18 protein-coding genes are annotated in these 18,317 nt (G+C 39.1%); 11 read left to right on the top strand and 7 right to left on the bottom strand.

The window, feature by feature from the left end; translation table 11 throughout:
• Positions 1-165: 165 nt before the first annotated feature.
• The 8 genes from KIH23_RS05950 (at position 166) to KIH23_RS05915 (ending at position 6,160) form a co-directional block, all read left to right on the top strand.
• Entirely contained in the window at positions 166-1,116 is a 951-nt protein-coding gene (locus KIH23_RS05950) for an isopenicillin N synthase family dioxygenase (RefSeq protein WP_213211983.1), read from the top strand.
• Between the two features lie 70 nt (positions 1,117-1,186).
• Positions 1,187-1,522, top strand: a complete 336-nt coding sequence (locus KIH23_RS05945) for a translation initiation factor (protein WP_213211981.1) — start codon at positions 1,187-1,189, stop codon at positions 1,520-1,522.
• Between the two features lie 90 nt (positions 1,523-1,612).
• The gene (locus KIH23_RS05940) at positions 1,613-2,482 is read left to right on the top strand and encodes a nucleoside phosphorylase (RefSeq protein WP_213211979.1); all 870 of its coding nucleotides are present in this window, start codon (positions 1,613-1,615) and stop codon (positions 2,480-2,482) included.
• Positions 2,483-2,584: 102 nt separating this feature from the next.
• Positions 2,585-3,136 carry a GNAT family N-acetyltransferase gene (locus KIH23_RS05935; RefSeq protein WP_213211977.1) on the top strand — a complete coding sequence of 184 codons (552 nt, stop codon included), beginning with the start codon at positions 2,585-2,587 and terminating at the stop codon, positions 3,134-3,136.
• Positions 3,137-3,144: 8 nt separating this feature from the next.
• Positions 3,145-3,996 (top strand): substrate-binding domain-containing protein, encoded by an 852-nt coding sequence (locus KIH23_RS05930; RefSeq protein ID WP_213211976.1) that lies wholly within the window; start codon positions 3,145-3,147, stop codon positions 3,994-3,996.
• Positions 3,997-4,013: 17 nt separating this feature from the next.
• On the top strand, positions 4,014-4,943 hold the full coding sequence (locus KIH23_RS05925) for a transglutaminase (RefSeq protein ID WP_213211974.1): 930 nt from the start codon (positions 4,014-4,016) through the stop codon (positions 4,941-4,943).
• Between the two features lie 50 nt (positions 4,944-4,993).
• On the top strand, positions 4,994-5,557 hold the full coding sequence (locus tag KIH23_RS05920) for a DUF3575 domain-containing protein (protein ID WP_213211972.1): 564 nt from the start codon (positions 4,994-4,996) through the stop codon (positions 5,555-5,557).
• A 9-nt stretch (positions 5,558-5,566) separates the two neighbouring features.
• A complete protein-coding gene (locus tag KIH23_RS05915) occupies positions 5,567-6,160 on the top strand; it encodes a hypothetical protein (protein WP_213211971.1) in 594 nt (197 codons plus the stop codon).
• Positions 6,161-6,164: 4 nt separating this feature from the next.
• Here KIH23_RS05915 and ung read toward each other — a convergent pair whose 3' ends face one another.
• Complete coding sequence (ung, locus tag KIH23_RS05910) at positions 6,165-6,836, bottom strand: uracil-DNA glycosylase (protein WP_213211969.1); 672 nt, start codon at positions 6,834-6,836, stop codon at positions 6,165-6,167.
• 101 nt (positions 6,837-6,937) lie between these two features.
• Between ung and KIH23_RS05905 the strand changes: the two genes are divergently transcribed.
• Positions 6,938-9,109, top strand: a complete 2,172-nt coding sequence (locus KIH23_RS05905; protein WP_213211968.1) for an endonuclease MutS2 — start codon at positions 6,938-6,940, stop codon at positions 9,107-9,109.
• A 2-nt stretch (positions 9,110-9,111) separates the two neighbouring features.
• Positions 9,112-9,525, top strand: a complete 414-nt coding sequence (locus KIH23_RS05900) for a thiol-disulfide oxidoreductase DCC family protein (protein ID WP_213211966.1) — start codon at positions 9,112-9,114, stop codon at positions 9,523-9,525.
• 44 nt (positions 9,526-9,569) lie between these two features.
• On the opposite strand, the gene KIH23_RS05895 is transcribed toward KIH23_RS05900, so the two are convergent.
• From KIH23_RS05895 to aroC, 3 genes are all read right to left on the bottom strand, one after another.
• Positions 9,570-10,583 (bottom strand): T9SS type A sorting domain-containing protein, encoded by a 1,014-nt coding sequence (locus KIH23_RS05895; RefSeq protein WP_213211965.1) that lies wholly within the window; start codon positions 10,581-10,583, stop codon positions 9,570-9,572.
• A gap of 62 nt (positions 10,584-10,645) precedes the next feature.
• Positions 10,646-11,902: a dicarboxylate/amino acid:cation symporter gene (locus KIH23_RS05890; RefSeq protein ID WP_213212219.1), complete on the bottom strand. Its 1,257-nt coding sequence runs from the start codon at positions 11,900-11,902 to the stop codon at positions 10,646-10,648.
• Between the two features lie 10 nt (positions 11,903-11,912).
• The gene (gene aroC / locus KIH23_RS05885; RefSeq protein ID WP_213211964.1) at positions 11,913-12,977 is read right to left on the bottom strand and encodes a chorismate synthase; all 1,065 of its coding nucleotides are present in this window, start codon (positions 12,975-12,977) and stop codon (positions 11,913-11,915) included.
• A 172-nt stretch (positions 12,978-13,149) separates the two neighbouring features.
• On the opposite strand from aroC, the gene KIH23_RS05880 reads away from it, so the two are divergent.
• Positions 13,150-13,632, top strand: coding sequence for a hypothetical protein (locus KIH23_RS05880; protein WP_213211962.1), 483 nt, complete (start codon positions 13,150-13,152; stop codon positions 13,630-13,632).
• Between the two features lie 45 nt (positions 13,633-13,677).
• On the opposite strand, the gene KIH23_RS05875 is transcribed toward KIH23_RS05880, so the two are convergent.
• The 3 genes from KIH23_RS05875 to KIH23_RS05865 all read right to left on the bottom strand — a co-directional run bounded on the left by KIH23_RS05875 (position 13,678) and on the right by KIH23_RS05865 (position 18,307).
• A complete protein-coding gene (locus KIH23_RS05875; protein ID WP_213211960.1) occupies positions 13,678-14,109 on the bottom strand; it encodes a protease complex subunit PrcB family protein in 432 nt (143 codons plus the stop codon).
• Positions 14,110-14,119: 10 nt separating this feature from the next.
• Complete coding sequence (bshA, locus tag KIH23_RS05870) at positions 14,120-15,253, bottom strand: N-acetyl-alpha-D-glucosaminyl L-malate synthase BshA (RefSeq protein ID WP_213211958.1); 1,134 nt, start codon at positions 15,251-15,253, stop codon at positions 14,120-14,122.
• A 72-nt stretch (positions 15,254-15,325) separates the two neighbouring features.
• Complete coding sequence (locus tag KIH23_RS05865) at positions 15,326-18,307, bottom strand: glycoside hydrolase family 3 N-terminal domain-containing protein (RefSeq protein ID WP_213211956.1); 2,982 nt, start codon at positions 18,305-18,307, stop codon at positions 15,326-15,328.
• Positions 18,308-18,317: the final 10 nt, after the last annotated feature.

Genomic DNA, 18,317 nt, shown 5'->3' with positions numbered 1-18,317 from the left:
ATTTTATATATGGGACCAAAAGTATAAAAAAATAACAGCTTCACCTTGAAATGCTGCGTTTTTTTGAATTGTTAATAACTTTTAAAATTTCGTTTTAATTTTATTATTTACATTTGTGTTGACAAGGGTTTACAAACTTTTAGTTATTAACAAAAAAATTTTAGTATGCAAAACATTCCAAGTGTGGACTTGCGTGATTTCCTATCGGGTGACCCGGTACGTAAACAAAAATTTGTAAATGAAATCGGAAAAGCATACGAAGATATTGGCTTCGTAGCATTAAAAGGTCATTTTCTCGATGACCAACTTGTAGACGAACTTTATAGTGAAGTTAGAAACTTTTTCAATCTTCCGTTAGAGGTTAAATCAAAATATGAAATACCCGGAATCGGTGGCCAACGCGGTTATGTTTCTTTTGGTAAAGAACACGCCAAAGGTCGTTCAGCCGGAGATTTAAAAGAATTCTGGCATTTTGGACAATACGTGTCTGAAGGTTCAAAATACGCCGGTGAATATCCGGACAATGTTACGGTTAACGAGTTGCCAAAATTCAATGAAGTGGGTCGCGAGGCTTATCAAATGCTCGAAAAAACGGGTGTTTATGTGCTCAGAGCTTTGGCTTTGTTTTTAGGATTAGACGAGTTTTATTTTGATAATTATATTAAAGACGGAAACAGTATTCTAAGACCTATCCACTACCCGCCTATTACTGATGAACCCAAAGATGGAGCTGTTCGCGCAGCTGCCCACGGCGACATCAATTTGATTACTTTATTGATGGGTGCACAAGGAAAAGGCCTTCAAGTACAAAACCACGACGGACAATGGATTGATGCTATGGCTCAGCCAGATGAATTGGTCATCAACGTCGGTGATATGTTGTCAAGACATACCAACAACAGACTCAAATCAACCATTCACCAAGTAGTGAATCCACCAAGAGAATTGTGGGGAACATCGCGTTTCTCGATTCCGTTTTTCATGCATCCGGTAAGTGATATGAAACTCAACTGTCTTGAGAATTGTATCGATGCTAACAATCCAAAATTATACGACGATATTACCGCAGGAGAATTCCTCGATGAAAGACTCGTAGAATTAGGCTTGAAAAAATAACCCTTTATTTCCTAATAACCCAAATTCCAAATTCCGCTCACCCGGGATTTGGAATTTATTTTTATTGAAAATGGATTTACAAGACCAACTCAAAAAGCTTTTCCCCGATCACGAGCCGCAACATCACACAGAGCCTAAAATCACTGAAGTTGATGACACGCTATGGGTTCAAAAAGACCCGATGATTTGCAAATATGAAAAGCGCAACGGAAAACCCACCACCATCATTGAAGGTTACACCGGTCATGCCGATGATTTCAAAAAACTCGCCAAGCTGCTCAAAACAAAACTCGGCGTGGGCGGAACTATTAAAGACGACGCCATTATCCTGCAAGGCGACTACCGCGACAAAATCATGAAAATCTTACAAGAAATTGGATTTAAAGTCAAACGTGTTGGCGGATAAATACCAAAATAAGCCGTAAATTAGCCGCCTTAAAATTTAAACAAACGCAGCAGCAAAGAATTTCAGTTGCTCAGCAATTCAAAAAAAGAAATGATACAATCTTCAGAACTCATACTCAATCCAGACGGAAGCGTCTACCATTTGAACCTCAAACCAGAACACATTGCGCACGACATTATTTTTGTCGGCGATCAAAACCGCGTTGAAAAAATCACTCAGTTTTTTGACAACATTGAATTTTCAACCCAAAAACGCGAATTCAAAACCCAAACCGGAACCTACAAAGGCAAACGCATGACCGTGATGTCAACCGGAATTGGCCCTGATAATATTGACATCGTCATGAACGAACTCGACGCCTTGGTCAATATCGATTTACAAACGCGTCAACCCAAAGAGCAATTAACGGCTTTAAACATTATCCGCATCGGAACTTCAGGTTCTTTGCAAGCTGATATTCCTGTGGATGGTTTTGTGATGTCAAAATACGGACTCGGACTCGACAATATGTTGCGTTCCTATTTAATTGACACCATTTCAGATCAAGCCATTGAAGATGCTTTCATCGCACATACCCAATGGGACAATAAAAAAGGCCGTCCTTATGTAATAGCTTGTAGTGAAAAACTCGAGAAAATCATTGAAAGCGATCAAATGCACAAAGGTATTACAGCCACCGCTGGAGGTTTTTATGGTCCACAAGGTCGAGTGCTCAGATTAGACATTCAAGACCAACAACTCAATGGCAAAATGGACAATTTTCAAACCCAAAATCAGCGCATCACCAACCTTGAAATGGAGACCGCTGCTATTTATGGATTGGGTAAATTGCTCGGACATAACTGTCTGTCTTTGAATGCTATTATCGCCAATCGTGCCAACGGAACTTTTAGCCAAGATCCGTACAAAGCTGTTGATCAACTCATCGCTTACACACTTGATAAATTAGCACAACAATAATATTTTTTTGAAGCCAATCCTGCTGTCCGCTTTTATCTTGGTCGGCGAACCCCGCCCGCCCAAGGATAACCGCTTCCATCAGGGCTAGTTAGATTCGTGTATATGAAGCCAACTTTGTTTACCCTTGAAACCGAGCGTTTGCTTTTGCGTCCGTTAGAAATGTCTGATGCCGAGGCCATGTTTGCTATGGATCACAATCCGAATGTGCATACCTATCTCTGGAAAAAACCTACCCAAACCATCGATGAAACCATCAAAATTATTGAGTACATCCACGAGCAATACAAACGCAATCAAATCGGACGTTATGCTACGATTCTTAAAGAAACCGGAACCTTCATTGGTTGGACAGGCATCAAATACATCGATGATCACGTCGAGAACGGCAACACCAATTTCTATGATTACGGTTATCGTTTGGCCGAAGAATATTGGGGCCAAGGTTATGCTACCGAAGCCACAAAAGCTTGGCTAGATCACGGTTTTAACCAAATGAACATTCAAAACATGAACGCCTATACGCACCACGAAAATGGCGCGTCCAATCATATATTGCGCAAAGCCGGTTTTGAGTTCATGCATGAATATACCGCCGATGATGGCATACGCTGGAACTGGTGGCAGTTTTTACAATCAAATTATCAAGCGCAATAATCAACCCTATGCAAACCATTAAAGTAGTTGGCGTTCCCGAGCATTTTAATTATCCGTGGCAACAAGCACTTGATAAAGATTTGTTTACAGCTTCCGGAATTGATTTGCAATGGACTGATGTTCCTGAAGGCACCGGAAAAATGTGTCAAATGTTGCGCGAAGGCTCAGCAGATGTTGCCATTATTCTCACCGAAGGCATTGTGCGTGATATTTTAGCCGGCAACCCGTCACGCATTGTACAAGAATATGTAGCTTCACCACTGCTTTGGGGAATTCATGTGGGAGCAGCTTCGAGATTTAAACAACTTTCAGATTTAAACGGTGCTAAAGTTGCCATTTCACGCATGGGCTCAGGCTCACACTTGATGGCTTGTGTACATGCAGAGCAGCAAGGTTGGGAAGCGCAAAATTTGTCGTTTGAAATGGTACATACCATTGACGGCGCGGTTGAAGCTCTGACCAAAGGCACCGCCGATTATTTTATGTGGGAGCATTTTATGACCAAACCACTGGTTGATCAAGGTGTTTTTAGACGATTGGCCGACTGTCCTACTCCGTGGCCTTGTTTTGTCATAGCGGTACGCGAAGAAATCTTACATCATAATCAACCACTGATTGCACAAATGCTTGAAATCATCAACGAGCAAACCCAAAGCTTCAAATTGCAATCAGGTATTGATGTGCTTTTGGCTGAAAAGTACCACCAACAAGTCGATGACATTCGTGTATGGTTATCAAGTACCGAATGGTCTCAAAAAGCTTTAAACCCTGAAGTGTTAAACCAAGTGCAAAATCAATTATGGGCACTTGGGCTTATCGATAAAAAAGGTACTTTTGCAGACATAACCGCCTCTGTGTAGTTGGCCGTTAGGTCATTATGATAAAAAGTACAGTTCAGTCAATACAAAAACTCAAGCAAAAGCTTCAAATCAGAAAGCCTTGGGATAATGTGATTATTTTTGCACTCAATGTACTGATTGCCATTCCGGTATTTATCATACTTCATCAGAATTTAGTTGACCCCAACTGGTATTTTCAACTCGATAGAGTTCTGCTGTTTATTGCGATTTTGATGGTTATCCAACTCATCTTGCGCTTGATGCGTACCGTCATTATTATTTGTATCGGCTTGTATTTAATCGCACTTATTTTCGGAAGCTTCTCTGGTAAATACGGCTTTAAAAGCGTCATTGAAGATTATCAATACATGATTTATTCCATGAGCGATAGTCCAAATCCGCAAGATGTCATCATCTCTAAACTGCTGCCTTTTCCGAATAAAGCCAAAATCATCAATGCCGTTGAATTCGAGAATCCGCGGGTTCGCGATTTTGCGCTTATGGCTACGACTAAAGATTTTAAAAACATTCGCGGATTTTCTAATTACCGAACCACCATTCAATGTTTTGCCGTTTTTAAAGAAATCAACGCGCGTTGGAACTATGTGAGCGATCCCAAAGGCAAAGATTATATTGCCAAAGCATCAGAATCGTTGCGTTATTTTTCTGGTGACTGCGATGATCATTCAATTCTGATGGCTGCTTGTGTCAAATCAATCGGTGGAACTCCGCGGCTTATTCACACCGGTGGGCATATTTATCCGGAAATGCTTATCGGCAACAAAAATGATTTAGAAACCGTCAATTTCTTGATTAAAAAAGTTCTTTTTCAAGAAGAAAGTAAAGGCAATCGCATTCATTACCATATTGATGAACGCGGACAAATTTGGCTCAATCTTGATTACACGGCAACTTATCCCGGCGGACCATTTATGTCTGAAGAAATTCTCGGCGCGCTCACACTTTAAGTAAATTGTATACAATCGTTTTGTATATTCGCTCATCAATCTAATTTTTTATGAAGAAATATATCTTCTTTTTCTTATTGGCTGCTCCATCGCTTTTGGCTCAGGCTGATTTAGAAAAAAAACACAATGAATTTCGTGTAGAATTAGTGACAGCTATTGTATCGTCAAAAGCTAACTTAACTTACGAACGTTTTTTAAGTAGGCGTTTCTCAACAGGTTTGACTTTGAGTTATGCCAACAGCAAAAAAGTAAACGACGATTTTGATGAAGGCAACCGAAACACGATTCCAAAATATGAAGTTGTTCCGTTCGCACGTTATAATTTATCAAACGGTCAGCGCAGTTTTTATTTTGCCGAAGTTTTTCTATCGGCCAATGGCGGTGATTTTCGCGAAACGGTTCTTAAAACCGATGCTTTAGGAAACGATTATTATGTCATTGAAAAAAGCAAATATTCTGATGTTGCGGCCGGTGCCGGTGTTGGTTACAAATATTATATAAAAGATAAAGTCGGGATTGAATTCTTGGTCGGATTTGGTTCAAATATGTTTAACAAAGACAAAAGCCCGGATATCATTTCTCGAGTTGGTCTTAGTTTTGGGTATCGTTTTTAATTATTGTTTATGAAAAAGACTCTACAATATTTTTTCTTTACGGCTTTGGGCACAGTGCTTATGGCAGCAGATTGTTCAAATAAAGACAGCGAATTCTACAACGATGTCTTTGTGAGTTCTCCTGAACTGGTAACGGTATACATGGATGACACTTTGCCGACAGATCAAAACATTACGGTTGAGGCCGATATTGATAGATTGCTTAGCGTTCCCGGTCACAGTCGTCCTTTAGATATATTCAAAACTACCGGTGGCGCCGGCAAACTTGAATTTTCATATGAAATTGAAAAACTCACAGATGGTGAATGGGTTGCAGTTTCTATTCAAGAATCTCAAATAACAGTTCATCGCGGTCAAGCTTATGGCGGAGATTTTATCTTGGGTAAATGCGTTTATAATTCTGTAAGCGACCAATATGAATTCAAAGCTAGTTTATCCGGATTTTCTGCCGGAAGTTATCGATTGAGTTTTGGTTACAACAGTTTGTCAACCACAGATGTAGAGTTTCGCTCAGAAAGTATTGGCAATAACTTATTCTTAAATTTGAATTCGCGCTATTCAGAGCTTGATGGCGGTGGTTATTATCCGTTTACGATTGAGTAAATGATTACCAGTCAATCTTTTTTTTACCTACAGAAGTCAAGAATTCATTGGCTTGACTAAAATGTTTGTTACCAAACCAATGTCCTTTGTTGGCGCTGAGAGGTGACGGATGCCCTGATTCTAAAACTAAGTGTTTGGTTCGGTCAATACCCGAACCTTTTTTCTTGGCAAAACCACCCCAAAGCATAAAAACCAGCTGCTCTTTCTGGGCTGACAATTCTTCAATTACCGCATCGGTAAATGTTTCCCAACCTTTGTTTTGATGGCTTCCTGCCTGCCCTTGCCTTACGGTTAATGTAGCATTGAGCAGCAAAACTCCTTGGTCAGCCCAACGTTCTAAGTTGCCCGAAATAGGAATTGGTTTTTGTAAATCAGTTTGAATTTCTTTGAAGATATTGACCAATGATGGCGGAAACGGAATTCCATCATAAACAGAAAAACACAAACCATTGGCTTGTCCGAGTCCGTGATACGGATCTTGACCGATGATAACAACTTGTGTTTTGTCAAAGGCACAATGGTCAAACGCCGAAAAAATTTGAGGCCCGGGCGGAAAACATTTGAATTCATTTGAACTATATTCAGCTTTTACAAATGAAATTAATTTACCAAAATACGGCTTTTCAAATTCATTGCTTAAAACTGATTTCCAACTCGGTTCAATTCTAATTTCCATACCTAAAAATTTGCTCAAATATAACAATTCAAGTTATTGTCAGCGCATCAAATAACATTGATTTTCGTTAAGTTTGCACTACAAGAATCCAATCCTGATTGATGATTTCAGTTACCGATAAAACCCTGCAAGATTTACAATTTTCGACTGTTCTAGAAGCAGTAGCCGAGAAATGTGTAACCGATTTAGGCAAAGAAAAAGCCCTAACCATTAAGCCATTTCCAGATCGAGAGCAGCTTATGAATGCTTTGTTGCAAACTTCTGAATATGTATCGTCATTTCAGAACAACAATGCTATTCCGAACCACGGTTTTGAAAACATAGCGCATGAACTCAAGTTTTTGGCTATTGAGGGCAGTTTTTTAGAAGTGAATGGATTTCGAAAAATCCGCGCCATTTCTGAAACGAGCAATACACTTATTCAGTTTTTAAAAAAGTTTGAAGAATATTACCCGAAGCTTCAAGAGCGATCATCATCGGTTGAATTAACCAAAGCCATTATTCTGGCTATTGATGCCGTTTTAGATAAATATGGTGAAGTCAAAGACAGCGCATCACCTGATTTAACTGATATCCGCCGTCGAATCAATACGGTTCGTGGTAAAGTCAATCAGAGTTTTGGCCAAGCGCTTACCCATTATAATTCGCTGGGCTATTTGGATGAAATTAGAGAAAGTTTTGTGCAAAATCGTCGTGTTTTAGCGGTTCTGGCTATGTATCGCCGCAAAGTTAAAGGTTCGGCTGTAGGCACATCAAAAACCGGAAGTATTGTTTTTATTGAGCCCGAGGCTACTTTTCAATACTCGCGTGAGTTGAGCAACTTAGAATTTGAAGAGCAAGAAGAAATTGTACGCATTCTCAAATTACTCACTCAGCAAATTCGTTTTTATGAACCTTTAATTTCGGCTTATCAAGAATTGCTGTCAGATGTTGATGTGATTGCGGCCAAAGCGCGTTATGGTTTTAAAATGAACGCCATATTGCCCAAAATTACCCAAGAGAGAAGATTGTATTTGCGCGATGCTTATCATCCTATTTTGCTTTTAACCAATAATCTGAAAAAAGAAGTTACACATCCGCAGACTTTTGAGTTGCTTCAAGAGCGTAGAATTGTGGTGATTTCAGGACCGAATGCCGGCGGAAAAACCATTTCATTAAAAACGGTTGGTTTGTTGCAATTGATGCTTCAATCGGGCATGCTGATTCCGGTGCACGAGCGCAGTGAAACCTTTTTGTTTGACCGAATTTTAACGGATATTGGCGATAATCAATCTATTGAAAATCATTTAAGTACTTATAGCTACCGTTTAAAAAACATGAATTACTTTTTAAAGAAATGTAATAACAAAACCATGTTTTTGATTGATGAATTTGGCACCGGTTCCGATCCGGAATTAGGCGGTGCTTTGGCCGAAGTTTTTTTAGAAGAATTCTATCATCGCGAAGCTTTTGGCATCATTACCACGCACTATTCTAACTTAAAAATACTAGCTAACGAATTGCCTCACGCAACCAACGCCAATATGCTTTTTGATGAAAAATCACTTGAACCGATTTACAAATTGGTTTTGGGCCAAGCCGGAAGCTCATTTACTTTTGAAGTTGCCCAGAAAAACGGTATTCCTTATGGTTTGATTAATCGTGCCAAAAAACGTGTAGAAGTTGGTAAAGTAAGATTTGACAAAACCATTGCCAATTTGCAAAAAGAGCGTTCCAAGCTAGAGAAAACCTCACAAACACTCAAAGAAGAAGAAATCAGAGCGCGTGAAGAAAGCAAGAAAATGGAGGCTATCAATCAGAAAATCAAACAAAAACTCGAAAGCTATCAAGAATTGTATGACAGCAACCAGCGTTTGATTTACATCGGACAAAAAATAGACGATATATCAAGCAAATACTTCAGCAATAAAGACAAAAAAGAACTCATTGGTGAGTTTTTAAAAATGGTTGAAATTGAGAATTCTAAACGAAAGAAAGCTTCTGCCAAAGAAGTCAAGGCACAAGAAGTCAAACAAAAAGAAATAGTTAAAGAAGTTCAAGTTCAGGTAGAGAAAATTCGCAAAGAGAAAAAAGAAAAGAAACGTATAGCCGCTATTGTTCCTGAAAAACCTAAGCGCGAACTTAAAGTGGGTGATCGCGCCCGTATGCAAGACGGTCAAGCCATCGGGACGATTGAAAAAATTGAAAAAAACAAAGCTATAGTTAATTATGGTCTGTTTACGTCAACGGTGCGTTTAGAAGTTTTAGAATATGTTGAACCGATTAAAAAATAGATATGGAATTTCCTCAAGGCAAAAAAATAATTCTTTTTGACGGTGTTTGCAACTTGTGCGATTCGCTGGTGCAGTTTGTTATCAAGCACGATGCGCAAGATCAGTTTCGATTCGTGGCTTTGCAATCTGAGATGGGTCAGCAGGTTCTTAATTATATCGGAATTTCTAACAAGAAAATTGACACGGTGGTTTTGTACATTCCCGGAAAAGCATATTACACGAAATCAACCGCTGCTATTCAAATTGCCAAAGGTCTCGGCGGATTTTTTCACTTAGGAACAGTTTTTAGAATACTGCCTACTCCTATCAGAAATTGGGTTTATGATTTAGTTGCGGCCAAACGCTATAAATGGTATGGTAAAAAAGTGGTTTGCATGATTCCAACCGCTGAATTAGCTTCAAAATTTTTGACATAAAAAAAACGCCCGATGGAGGGCGTTTTTTATGTATTTTCATTTTATTAATTTTTAATAATCTTGCGAATCATGGCGCCCTCGGTCGAAATAACCTTAATTAGATAAACACCAGAATTTAAATTTGAGATATCAATATTGGCTTCTGAAGTATTTTTAACTTTGATGTCTTTTATGATTCTTCCGTTGATATCTGAAACTTGAATTTGATTGATTTCAACGTTAGCGCTATTACTCACCATGATGTTATTGTTGGCTGGGATAGGATATATTTTAAAATCATTACTAGTAACTGGCATAAATACATCATTGGCTAAAAGTGTATCGGTTGCTGAAGCAGTAACATTATAGTTGTCAAATAAGGCAACGCTTGAAACTGTGTTTCCAGTACCAGCTGCAACAAGTATATTTAATTCATCCGGAGCTTCACCAGCTGCGGCTCCAGGAATTGTCATGTTTAACCCAGGTGCTTTACAAATAACTACACCAGTTGTTAAATTAAAGCTGAAACCCATTCGAACCCAAGTATTAGCTGCTAATGTCACGGCTCCAGATGTTGGGTTGAAAGAGTAGTTTCCGAGTGTTCCTGCGTTATTGTAATAGGATAAACCTGATATAATTTTGGTGTCTGCAGCAAACATTAACCCGCCTAAAAACTTTGATCTGTCTGCATTGAAAAGCATTACACGATGAGTGTTTTTACTAGTGGTTACTGGGCCTGTAAATAAATCAAACTCTACTTGTAAAATATCGTTTCCTGCATCTCTGAATGTCCATTGGTCAGGTAAGCCGTCATGCCACATAAAGCGTGTGCCGGTGGCAGTTGCTGATCCTGTGATTTGCAGAACGTTTTGATGTGTTGCATCGTTGGCAACAATCATGAAGTCCGTATTAGAACCTCCAGAAACACTAGTGATCCATGCATTTTGTCCCTCAGTAGCGCCAGTAATATCAGTTCCAACGTTTCCGATAGTCATTGAGTTAAAGTCTTCAGAATCTAGCAATTGGGCTTGTGCTAAACCTGATGCCAGGAAAAGACCAGAAAGTAATAGTTTTTTCATATTTATTTTATTGAATGGTTAATCTTTGGCAAATGTATAAACTAAATCTGTTTGATTCTAAATTAATCTTCTTTTTCCCACTTGCCCACTACTGATGTCGCCAAAGCATTTCCGAGCACATTGGTGGCGCTTCTAAACATATCACAAAAATGATCGATGGGCAGAATAAGCGCAATGCCTTCAACGGGAATTTTAAACATGCCGCAGGTAGCAGCAACCACCACCAAACTGGCTCTCGGTACGCCTGCAATTCCTTTACTGGTGAGCATCAAGACTAGAAGCATGGTTAGTTGTGTGCCTGTTTCAAGGTTGATTCCGTAGGCTTGTGCTATGAAAATACTGGCAAAAGTCATGTACATCATGCTTCCGTCCAAGTTAAAAGAATAACCCAGCGGCAGCATAAAGGATACAATTTTGTCTTTGATGCCAAAACGTTCTAATTCTTCGGTGAGTTTCGGGAAAACGGCTTCACTACTGGTGGTTCCAAAGGCAATAATCAATGGGCTTATAATGTGTTTAAGTAAAGTACTCATTTTATTTTTAAGAAACATAAACCCAACAAGCAACAAAATAACCCAAAGCGATGTAATTCCTACCAAGAATGACCCAAAAAACTTGGCATAAGTCAGTGCTAGTTCACCAAAATCTCGTACCGAAAAAACACCGGCAATAGCGCCAAAAACGCCAATCGGAGCAAATTTCATTACGTAATTAACCATTTTTAAAATGATGTGCGAAGTTTTGTCTAAAGCCGAGACAACCGGTTTTGCATAATCGCCAATAGAAGCTGCGGCTAACCCGAAGAAGATTGAGAAAATCACAATCTGCAGGATTTCATTGGTGGCCATGGCTTCAACAATACTTTTAGGAATAATGTGTTCGACAAAATTTTGAGCTGAAAAATTCTGCGTTTTTTCTGTGACTTCGCTTGCAGTAGTCAAATCAACAGAAGGTAAATTAAGTCCAACACCCGGTTGGAGTATGTTTACCCAAAACATCCCGATGAGCAACGAAATAAATGAAGCCGTAAAGAACCAACCGAGCGCCTTCCCTCCGATTCTACCCACAGCTTTGATATCTCCAAGTTTGGCAATCCCAACCACTAAAGTTGTAAAAACAAGTGGCGAAATAATCATTTGTACCAACCGAATAAAAATGGTTGCTAGCATTTTGATGTAACCGCTGAATTCTTTGGCGGCTTCTTCTGTCCAATTGTTGTGAATAAAAATTCCCAAAATAATACCCAACAGCATAGCGAGTAATATTTGGGTTGTGAGATTTGAAAAGATTGATTTTGATTGATTTTCGGGTGAATTCATCATGGTCATATTAAATGCGATTGGTTTTTTGCAGGAGATAAAAATCAGCTAAAACAATAGCTGCCATAGCTTCAACAATAGGAACTGCTCTGGGAACTACACAAGGATCATGTCGGCCTTTGCCTTGAACTTGTTCTATTTTTCCATTGTGATTAAGCATAGGTTGTGTTTGAATTAAAGTGGCAACAGGTTTAAAGGCTACTCTAAAATAAATATCCATACCATTGGATATGCCACCTTGAATACCACCCGACAAATTGCTTTTTGTTGATCCATCTGGGTTTTGTAAATCATTATGCTCACTTCCTTTCATACGAGCACCACAGAATCCGCTGCCATATTCAAAACCTTTGACCGCATTGATTGAAAGCATGGCTTTGCCTAATTGTGCGTGTAGTTTGTCAAAAACAGGTTCGCCCCAGCCCACAGGGACATTTTGTATTACACAGGTAATAGTTCCTCCAATGGTGTCGCCTTGTGCTCGTACTTCGCGAATGAGGGATTCCATTTTTTGCGCGCTTTCTTCGTCCGGACAGCGAACCGAATTGCTTTCGGTTTTTGAAAAATCTAAAGCTTGATAAGGTTTGTCCATAAAAATATCGCCAACAGATGATACAAAAGCGTTGATTTTAACTTCGGGAATAATCTGTTTGGCAATGGCACCGGCCACTACACGAGAAGCAGTTTCTCGAGCAGAACTTCTTCCGCCGCCCCGATAATCGCGCAAACCGTATTTTTGCTCATAAACATAATCTGCATGACTTGGTCTGAATACATCTTGAATATGACTATAATCATCTGATTTTTGATTGGAATTGGCTAGTGTAAAACCAATAGGCGTTCCGGTAGTTTTTCCTTCAAAAATACCTGATAAGAACTGAACCATGTCAGATTCTTTTCGTTGAGAAACAATCGCAGATTGTCCGGGTTTTCTTCGGTTTAAATCATTTTGAATAGCATCAAAGTCAAGTAATAATCCGGCAGGACAACCCTCGATAATGCCGCCAATTGCCTCACCGTGTGATTCTCCAAATGAAGTCAGTTTGAATATTGTTCCAAAGCTATTGCCAGCCATTTTTATATGTTTTAAACAAATGTAGGGTTTTTGCGCTAAGTTCAAAATAAAGTCAATTGCTATCAGAGTCTCTAATTTGGTTTGTACAATAAATTCTACACAATTAAGTTTTAACAATGACAAACTTTTGTGCAAATACGCTTATGTTTGCAACAAATAAATCAAACAGATTATGAAAAAACTTTTTTTTGCATCACTATTGGCAATTGGTTTTGCTGTGAGCGGTCAAGCTCAGAAAATTTCTGAAAATGCTTTGGGTCTTAGAATCGGTGACAATGACGGATTTGGTTCTGAGATTTCATACCAAAGAGCTTTAGGAAAATCTAATCGTCTTGAAGCTGACCTAGGTTGGCGCACCAGAGATCGTGTTAGTGCGATTAAGTTAGCAGGATTGTATCAATGGGTTTGGAACATTGATGGCGGATTTAATTGGTATGCCGGAGCCGGTGGAGGTTTAGGTTCATGGCGCTATAGCCATGACGGTGTTTCTGATAGCGGAAGTTTTTTCTTTGTGGCCGGTGATATTGGTATTGAGTATGATTTTGATGCCCCGGTGATGATTTCGCTAGATTTTCGTCCTGAGTTTGGTGGCGGAGATTACTACAAAGACCACTACGGTTCAGATATAGGATTGAGTGTTCGCTATCAGTTTTAATCAAAAAAATGACTTTATAAAATCCATCAATAACGATGGATTTTTTTATTCTACGACAATTTCTTTTTTTGAGTTAACCTTGACAATTGTGCACGGATAATAATAGACATCTTGTTCGGGAACATTTTGTGTTTTGGGCTCACGATCTTCAACAGTAATGATAATTTTATCAGGCATCTCAACTACTTTTTTAACAGTTATGTTGTAACCTAGTGTTTGCTTTTCGCCCATATTGAGGATCACAAAATTTGATTCGTTCAAATCAGAAGCCGATATTTTGTTTTTGAGTTCTTCGTCATTTTGAAGCATTTTTATTTCGCGCGTTTCTGATAAAATCTCAAAAAAACGAATGCTTGCACCACCGTCTTCACGAACAGACAAAACTTCATACAAAGGTTTTACTGCAGTAGTGTTTTTGCTTGGACCACAACTGTATATTGTAGTAAAAATAAGGACAACTCCGAGAATTCTTTTCATAAAATATAATTTAAGCGTAAGTACGCATTGCACGCTGATATAATTCTTCATACAAAGGAAGTATTTGATGAATATCAAACTTGCGCGCTGTTTCTAGTGCTTGTTTTTTGAATTCTGATAAAGTTTTTATATGACGAATAATTTTTAAAGCATTGTTGGCCATACTATCTACATCGCCTACATTACTCAAATAGCCTGAAACGCCATGTTCATTTACTTCAGGTAATCCACCGGAATTACTTGAAATCACCGGAACTCCCATTGCCATTGCCTCCAAGGCAGCCAAACCAAAACTTTCGGTCTCTGACGGAAGTAAAAACAAATCGGTATAACTCAAAATTCGATCAACTTCATTGCTGTTTCCGAAGAAGATAACCTTGTCTTGAATACCAAGTTCTTCGCACAAAATCTCGGCCTTTTCTTTTTCAGGGCCGTCGCCAACCATCATGAGTTTGGCCGGAATTTCTTGTTGAATTTTATAAAAAATTTTGACAACATCTTGTATTCGTTTTACACGTCTGAAGTTACTGATATGTGTAATAACACGCTCTTCTTTTTGTGCTAGGACCGAACGATAACATGGTGTGTTTTGTTCATTGACTTTTTTGTCAAGTTCAATAAAGTTTGGAATTACCTCTATATTATTGGTGATTTGAAAAAGTTTGAGCGTTTCATCTTTTAAACTTTGTGAAACCGAAGTTACTATGTCAGATTTGTTAATGCTAAAAGTTACGGCCGGTTTGTAAAAAGGATGATTGCCAACCAATGTGATGTCAGTACCGTGAAGTGTTGTAACCATTGGTAAATCAATGTTGTACTCTTTGAGCATTTGTTTAGCCATATAACCTGCATAAGCATGTGGAATGGCATAATGCACATGTAAAAGTTCAATTTTATGAAGTCTAACCATGTCAACCAATTTGCTTGACAAAGCCAATTCATAGGGTTGGTAATGAAATAGCGGATATTCGGGTACATTTACTTCATGGTAATGTACATTTGCGTTGAGTAATGCCAAGCGTACAGGCTGTCGGTACGTAATGAAATGAATTTCGTGCCCGCGGCGTGCGAGTTCAAGACCTAATTCTGTGGCTACAACACCGCTTCCTCCGAAGGTTGGATAGCAAACAATGGCAATTTTCATAGTTTGTTTTTAGTAAAACGAAAGTACTAAAAAGACCTTTAGATTTTTCTGAAGATTCGTTAAATAATCAGGCTATTTCTGAATAGCTTCGTAAATCACTTTCTGTATGTCTTCGCGAATGTTTTCTTTTGAAATTTGGTTTACTGTAGCATCCGGAAAAGTTCTGTTCGACAAGAAGATATAAATCAGTTCAGCATCCGGGTCAGCCCAAGCTATGGTTCCCGTAAATCCTGTATGCCCGAAACTATTCATAGAAGCACAACCACAAGTTGGTCCGCTGGTTCCAGGCAATTGAGGCTTGTCTAATCCAAGGCCGCGACGATTTCCTTCGGCACAAAAATGACACGTATTAAAGATATCAAAAGTGCTGGATGAAAAGTAATCGCGTCCGCCGTAAAAGCCTTTGTTCAGATACATTTGCATCATTTTGGCTAAGTCAATGGCGTTTGAGAACAATCCGGCATGACCGCCCAAACCGCCTTCCATGGCTGCTTCCATATCATGCACATAACCTTGAATGATTTGATGTCTGAAATAATGGTCATCTTCAGTAGGTGGAATGTCACGTTTATTATACTTATTGAGCGGATTATAAGTTGTGGTTGTCATTCCTAAAGGCGCAAAAAAGGCTTCATTAGCAAGTTGATCAATGCTTTTTCCAAACGCTTTTTCAAGATAATCACGCAAAATGATAAACGTAAAATCGCTGTATTTATATTCTTTTTTATCCAGCAACGGACTTTTGACAATTTGCTTCATGATGCTGTCATGGTAGTCATTGCGGATGAACAAACTATCGGCCACTTGCTTCGAAAATTCAGCTGTTTTGACTTTGCTGTAATATTTTGCCAATGGTTTTTGATTGGCATCTAATGTTGCTTTGTAAAACGGAATCCACGCCTGTAAACGCGCATAGTGCGACAACAAATCTTTAAGCGGAATATCTTGTTTGTCTGAGCCTTCAAAAATCGGCAATAAAGATTTTAAAGGCGTTTCTAAGTTGATTTTTTGGGTATCGTATTGTTGCATCACCAGCGGCAATGTGCCTATGATTTTGGTCAGCGATGCAATGTCATAAATCGTGTTGTTGTTGATTTTTGGCGCATCGGTTTCATAAGTCTGCGCACCGAATGATTTGTGATAAACAACTTTCCCTTTTCTAGCAACCAATATTTGCATGCCCGGAGCCATTTTTTTACCGATGGCATAGCGTGTAAAGTTTTCAATTTTGTTGAGCGTTGCTGAATTCATTCCAACATTTTCAGGCATCGCAAACCCAATTCGGTTGAGTTTTTCGGTATTCATGCCCACGCCGGCTTTGTATTGCTCGTTAATGCTTACCGGAAGTTTTCCTTGTGCAGCAATAGCTCCAAATATGAGTTCAGCTGAAACGGTTTGTGCAATTTCATTGTTTTGGTAGGATACAATAACCGCTTCAATATTGGTGAAATCCTGGATAGCACTCAAAGCATAAGGTCGTGTAAAAGCGTCTAAAATAACCGTGTTATCTTTGGCAATTTCACTAAGCCAAAGTAAATCTTTCTCAGACATATTGTGGCTTTTCCAGGCTTTGTCTGATTTGTGAAAACCGACAATTACTTTGGTAAATCCGCGCAATGAATCTTTGAGACATTCTAAATCATCGTCGTTGATTTCGGTAATATCCGTGTATTTTTTTAAGGAATTTACAAAGGAAATATTTTGATCATCACCCAATTTTACGTAGGCAATTTTTTCTTTTTCAAGCGCTCGAATCGGCAAGACACTTTCATGATTTTTAACAACAGTAATCGCATTTTCGTACAAGTCATATTGCAGTGCATCACTGGTAACCGTGTTTAAATCATTGTATAAGTTTTGGGTGTCAACCGCTTGATAATGATTCAGTCCGGTTTTGTATTTATACTTGAGAATCTTCTTGACCGAATAAGCCAAACGCTCTTCTGAAATCAAGCTGTCTTGCATGGCCATACAGATTTTATCCGCGGCTACCGGAACATTTTCGGCACAAAGCAAAATGTCATTTCCGGCCAAAAAGGCTTCTAAATCTATATCGCCGGGCTGACGAAAATTCTTGGCCGCTTTCATATTGAGCGCATCGGTAAATATAAGTCCTTTAAAGCCCAATTCATTTTTAAGAACGTCTGTAATAATGTTGTGCGAAACCGATGAAGGAACATCAGCACGCGGTTCCATACTCGGAACATTCAAGTGCGCCACCATTACTGAGGCCAAACCTTCTTTGAAGAGTTTTTTGTACGGATACATTTCTAGTGAATCCAATCGCGCCCGTGTAAAGTTAATCGTCGGTAAAGCGTTGTGCGAGTCAACTTCGGTATCGCCATGGCCCGGGAAGTGTTTTCCGGTTGAAATAAGCCCTTGACTTTGATATCCTTTCATTAAGGCGAGGGCGCTTTCGGTTACGTTTTCTTTGTTTTCACCAAAAGAACGAAAGCCAATGATTGGGTTTTTCGGGTTGGTATTGATATCCAAAACCGGAGCAAAATTAAAATGGACACCAACGCGTTTGTTCTGTTGGCCCATTTGTTCCCCTACTTTTTCGATGAGTTTTTTGTTTTCAATCGCGCCCAAAGTCATATTGAACGGATAGCGATAAGTAGAATCTAAACGCATGCTCAAGCCCCACTCTGCGTCAATTCCAATCAAAAGAGGAACCTTGGATTCTGCTTGATAACGATTGGTGAGTTTGGCTTGACGCACTGGTCCGCCTTGAAAGAAAATCAAACCGCCCACTTGATTCTCTTTGATGAGTTTATCAATTGATTTGACATGCAGCGAATCTTTGTTTGAATAGGCCGAAACCATGAACAGTTGTCCGATGCGCTCGTCAAATCCCATAGATTGATATACACTGTCGACCCATTTTTTTTCGGCTACAGAATCAAAATCTTCTTGAAGTTCGTTAAAGGCTTTGACGACTGGTTTTTCAACCACTACCGGCGTTGGCGTTACTACTGTTTTTTTGGTAGCACAACCTACACTCAATAAAAACATACTGCCCCAAAGGCCGATTTTTGAAAGCGGTTTATTCATGAATGTTGGT

Origin of the sequence: Flavobacterium sp. CYK-55 (assembly GCF_018413465.1) — a bacterium.
Classification (GTDB): domain Bacteria; phylum Bacteroidota; class Bacteroidia; order Flavobacteriales; family Flavobacteriaceae; genus Flavobacterium.
Note: the sequence above shows the minus strand (reverse complement) of the source record. Positions and strands in the feature narration are given on the sequence as shown.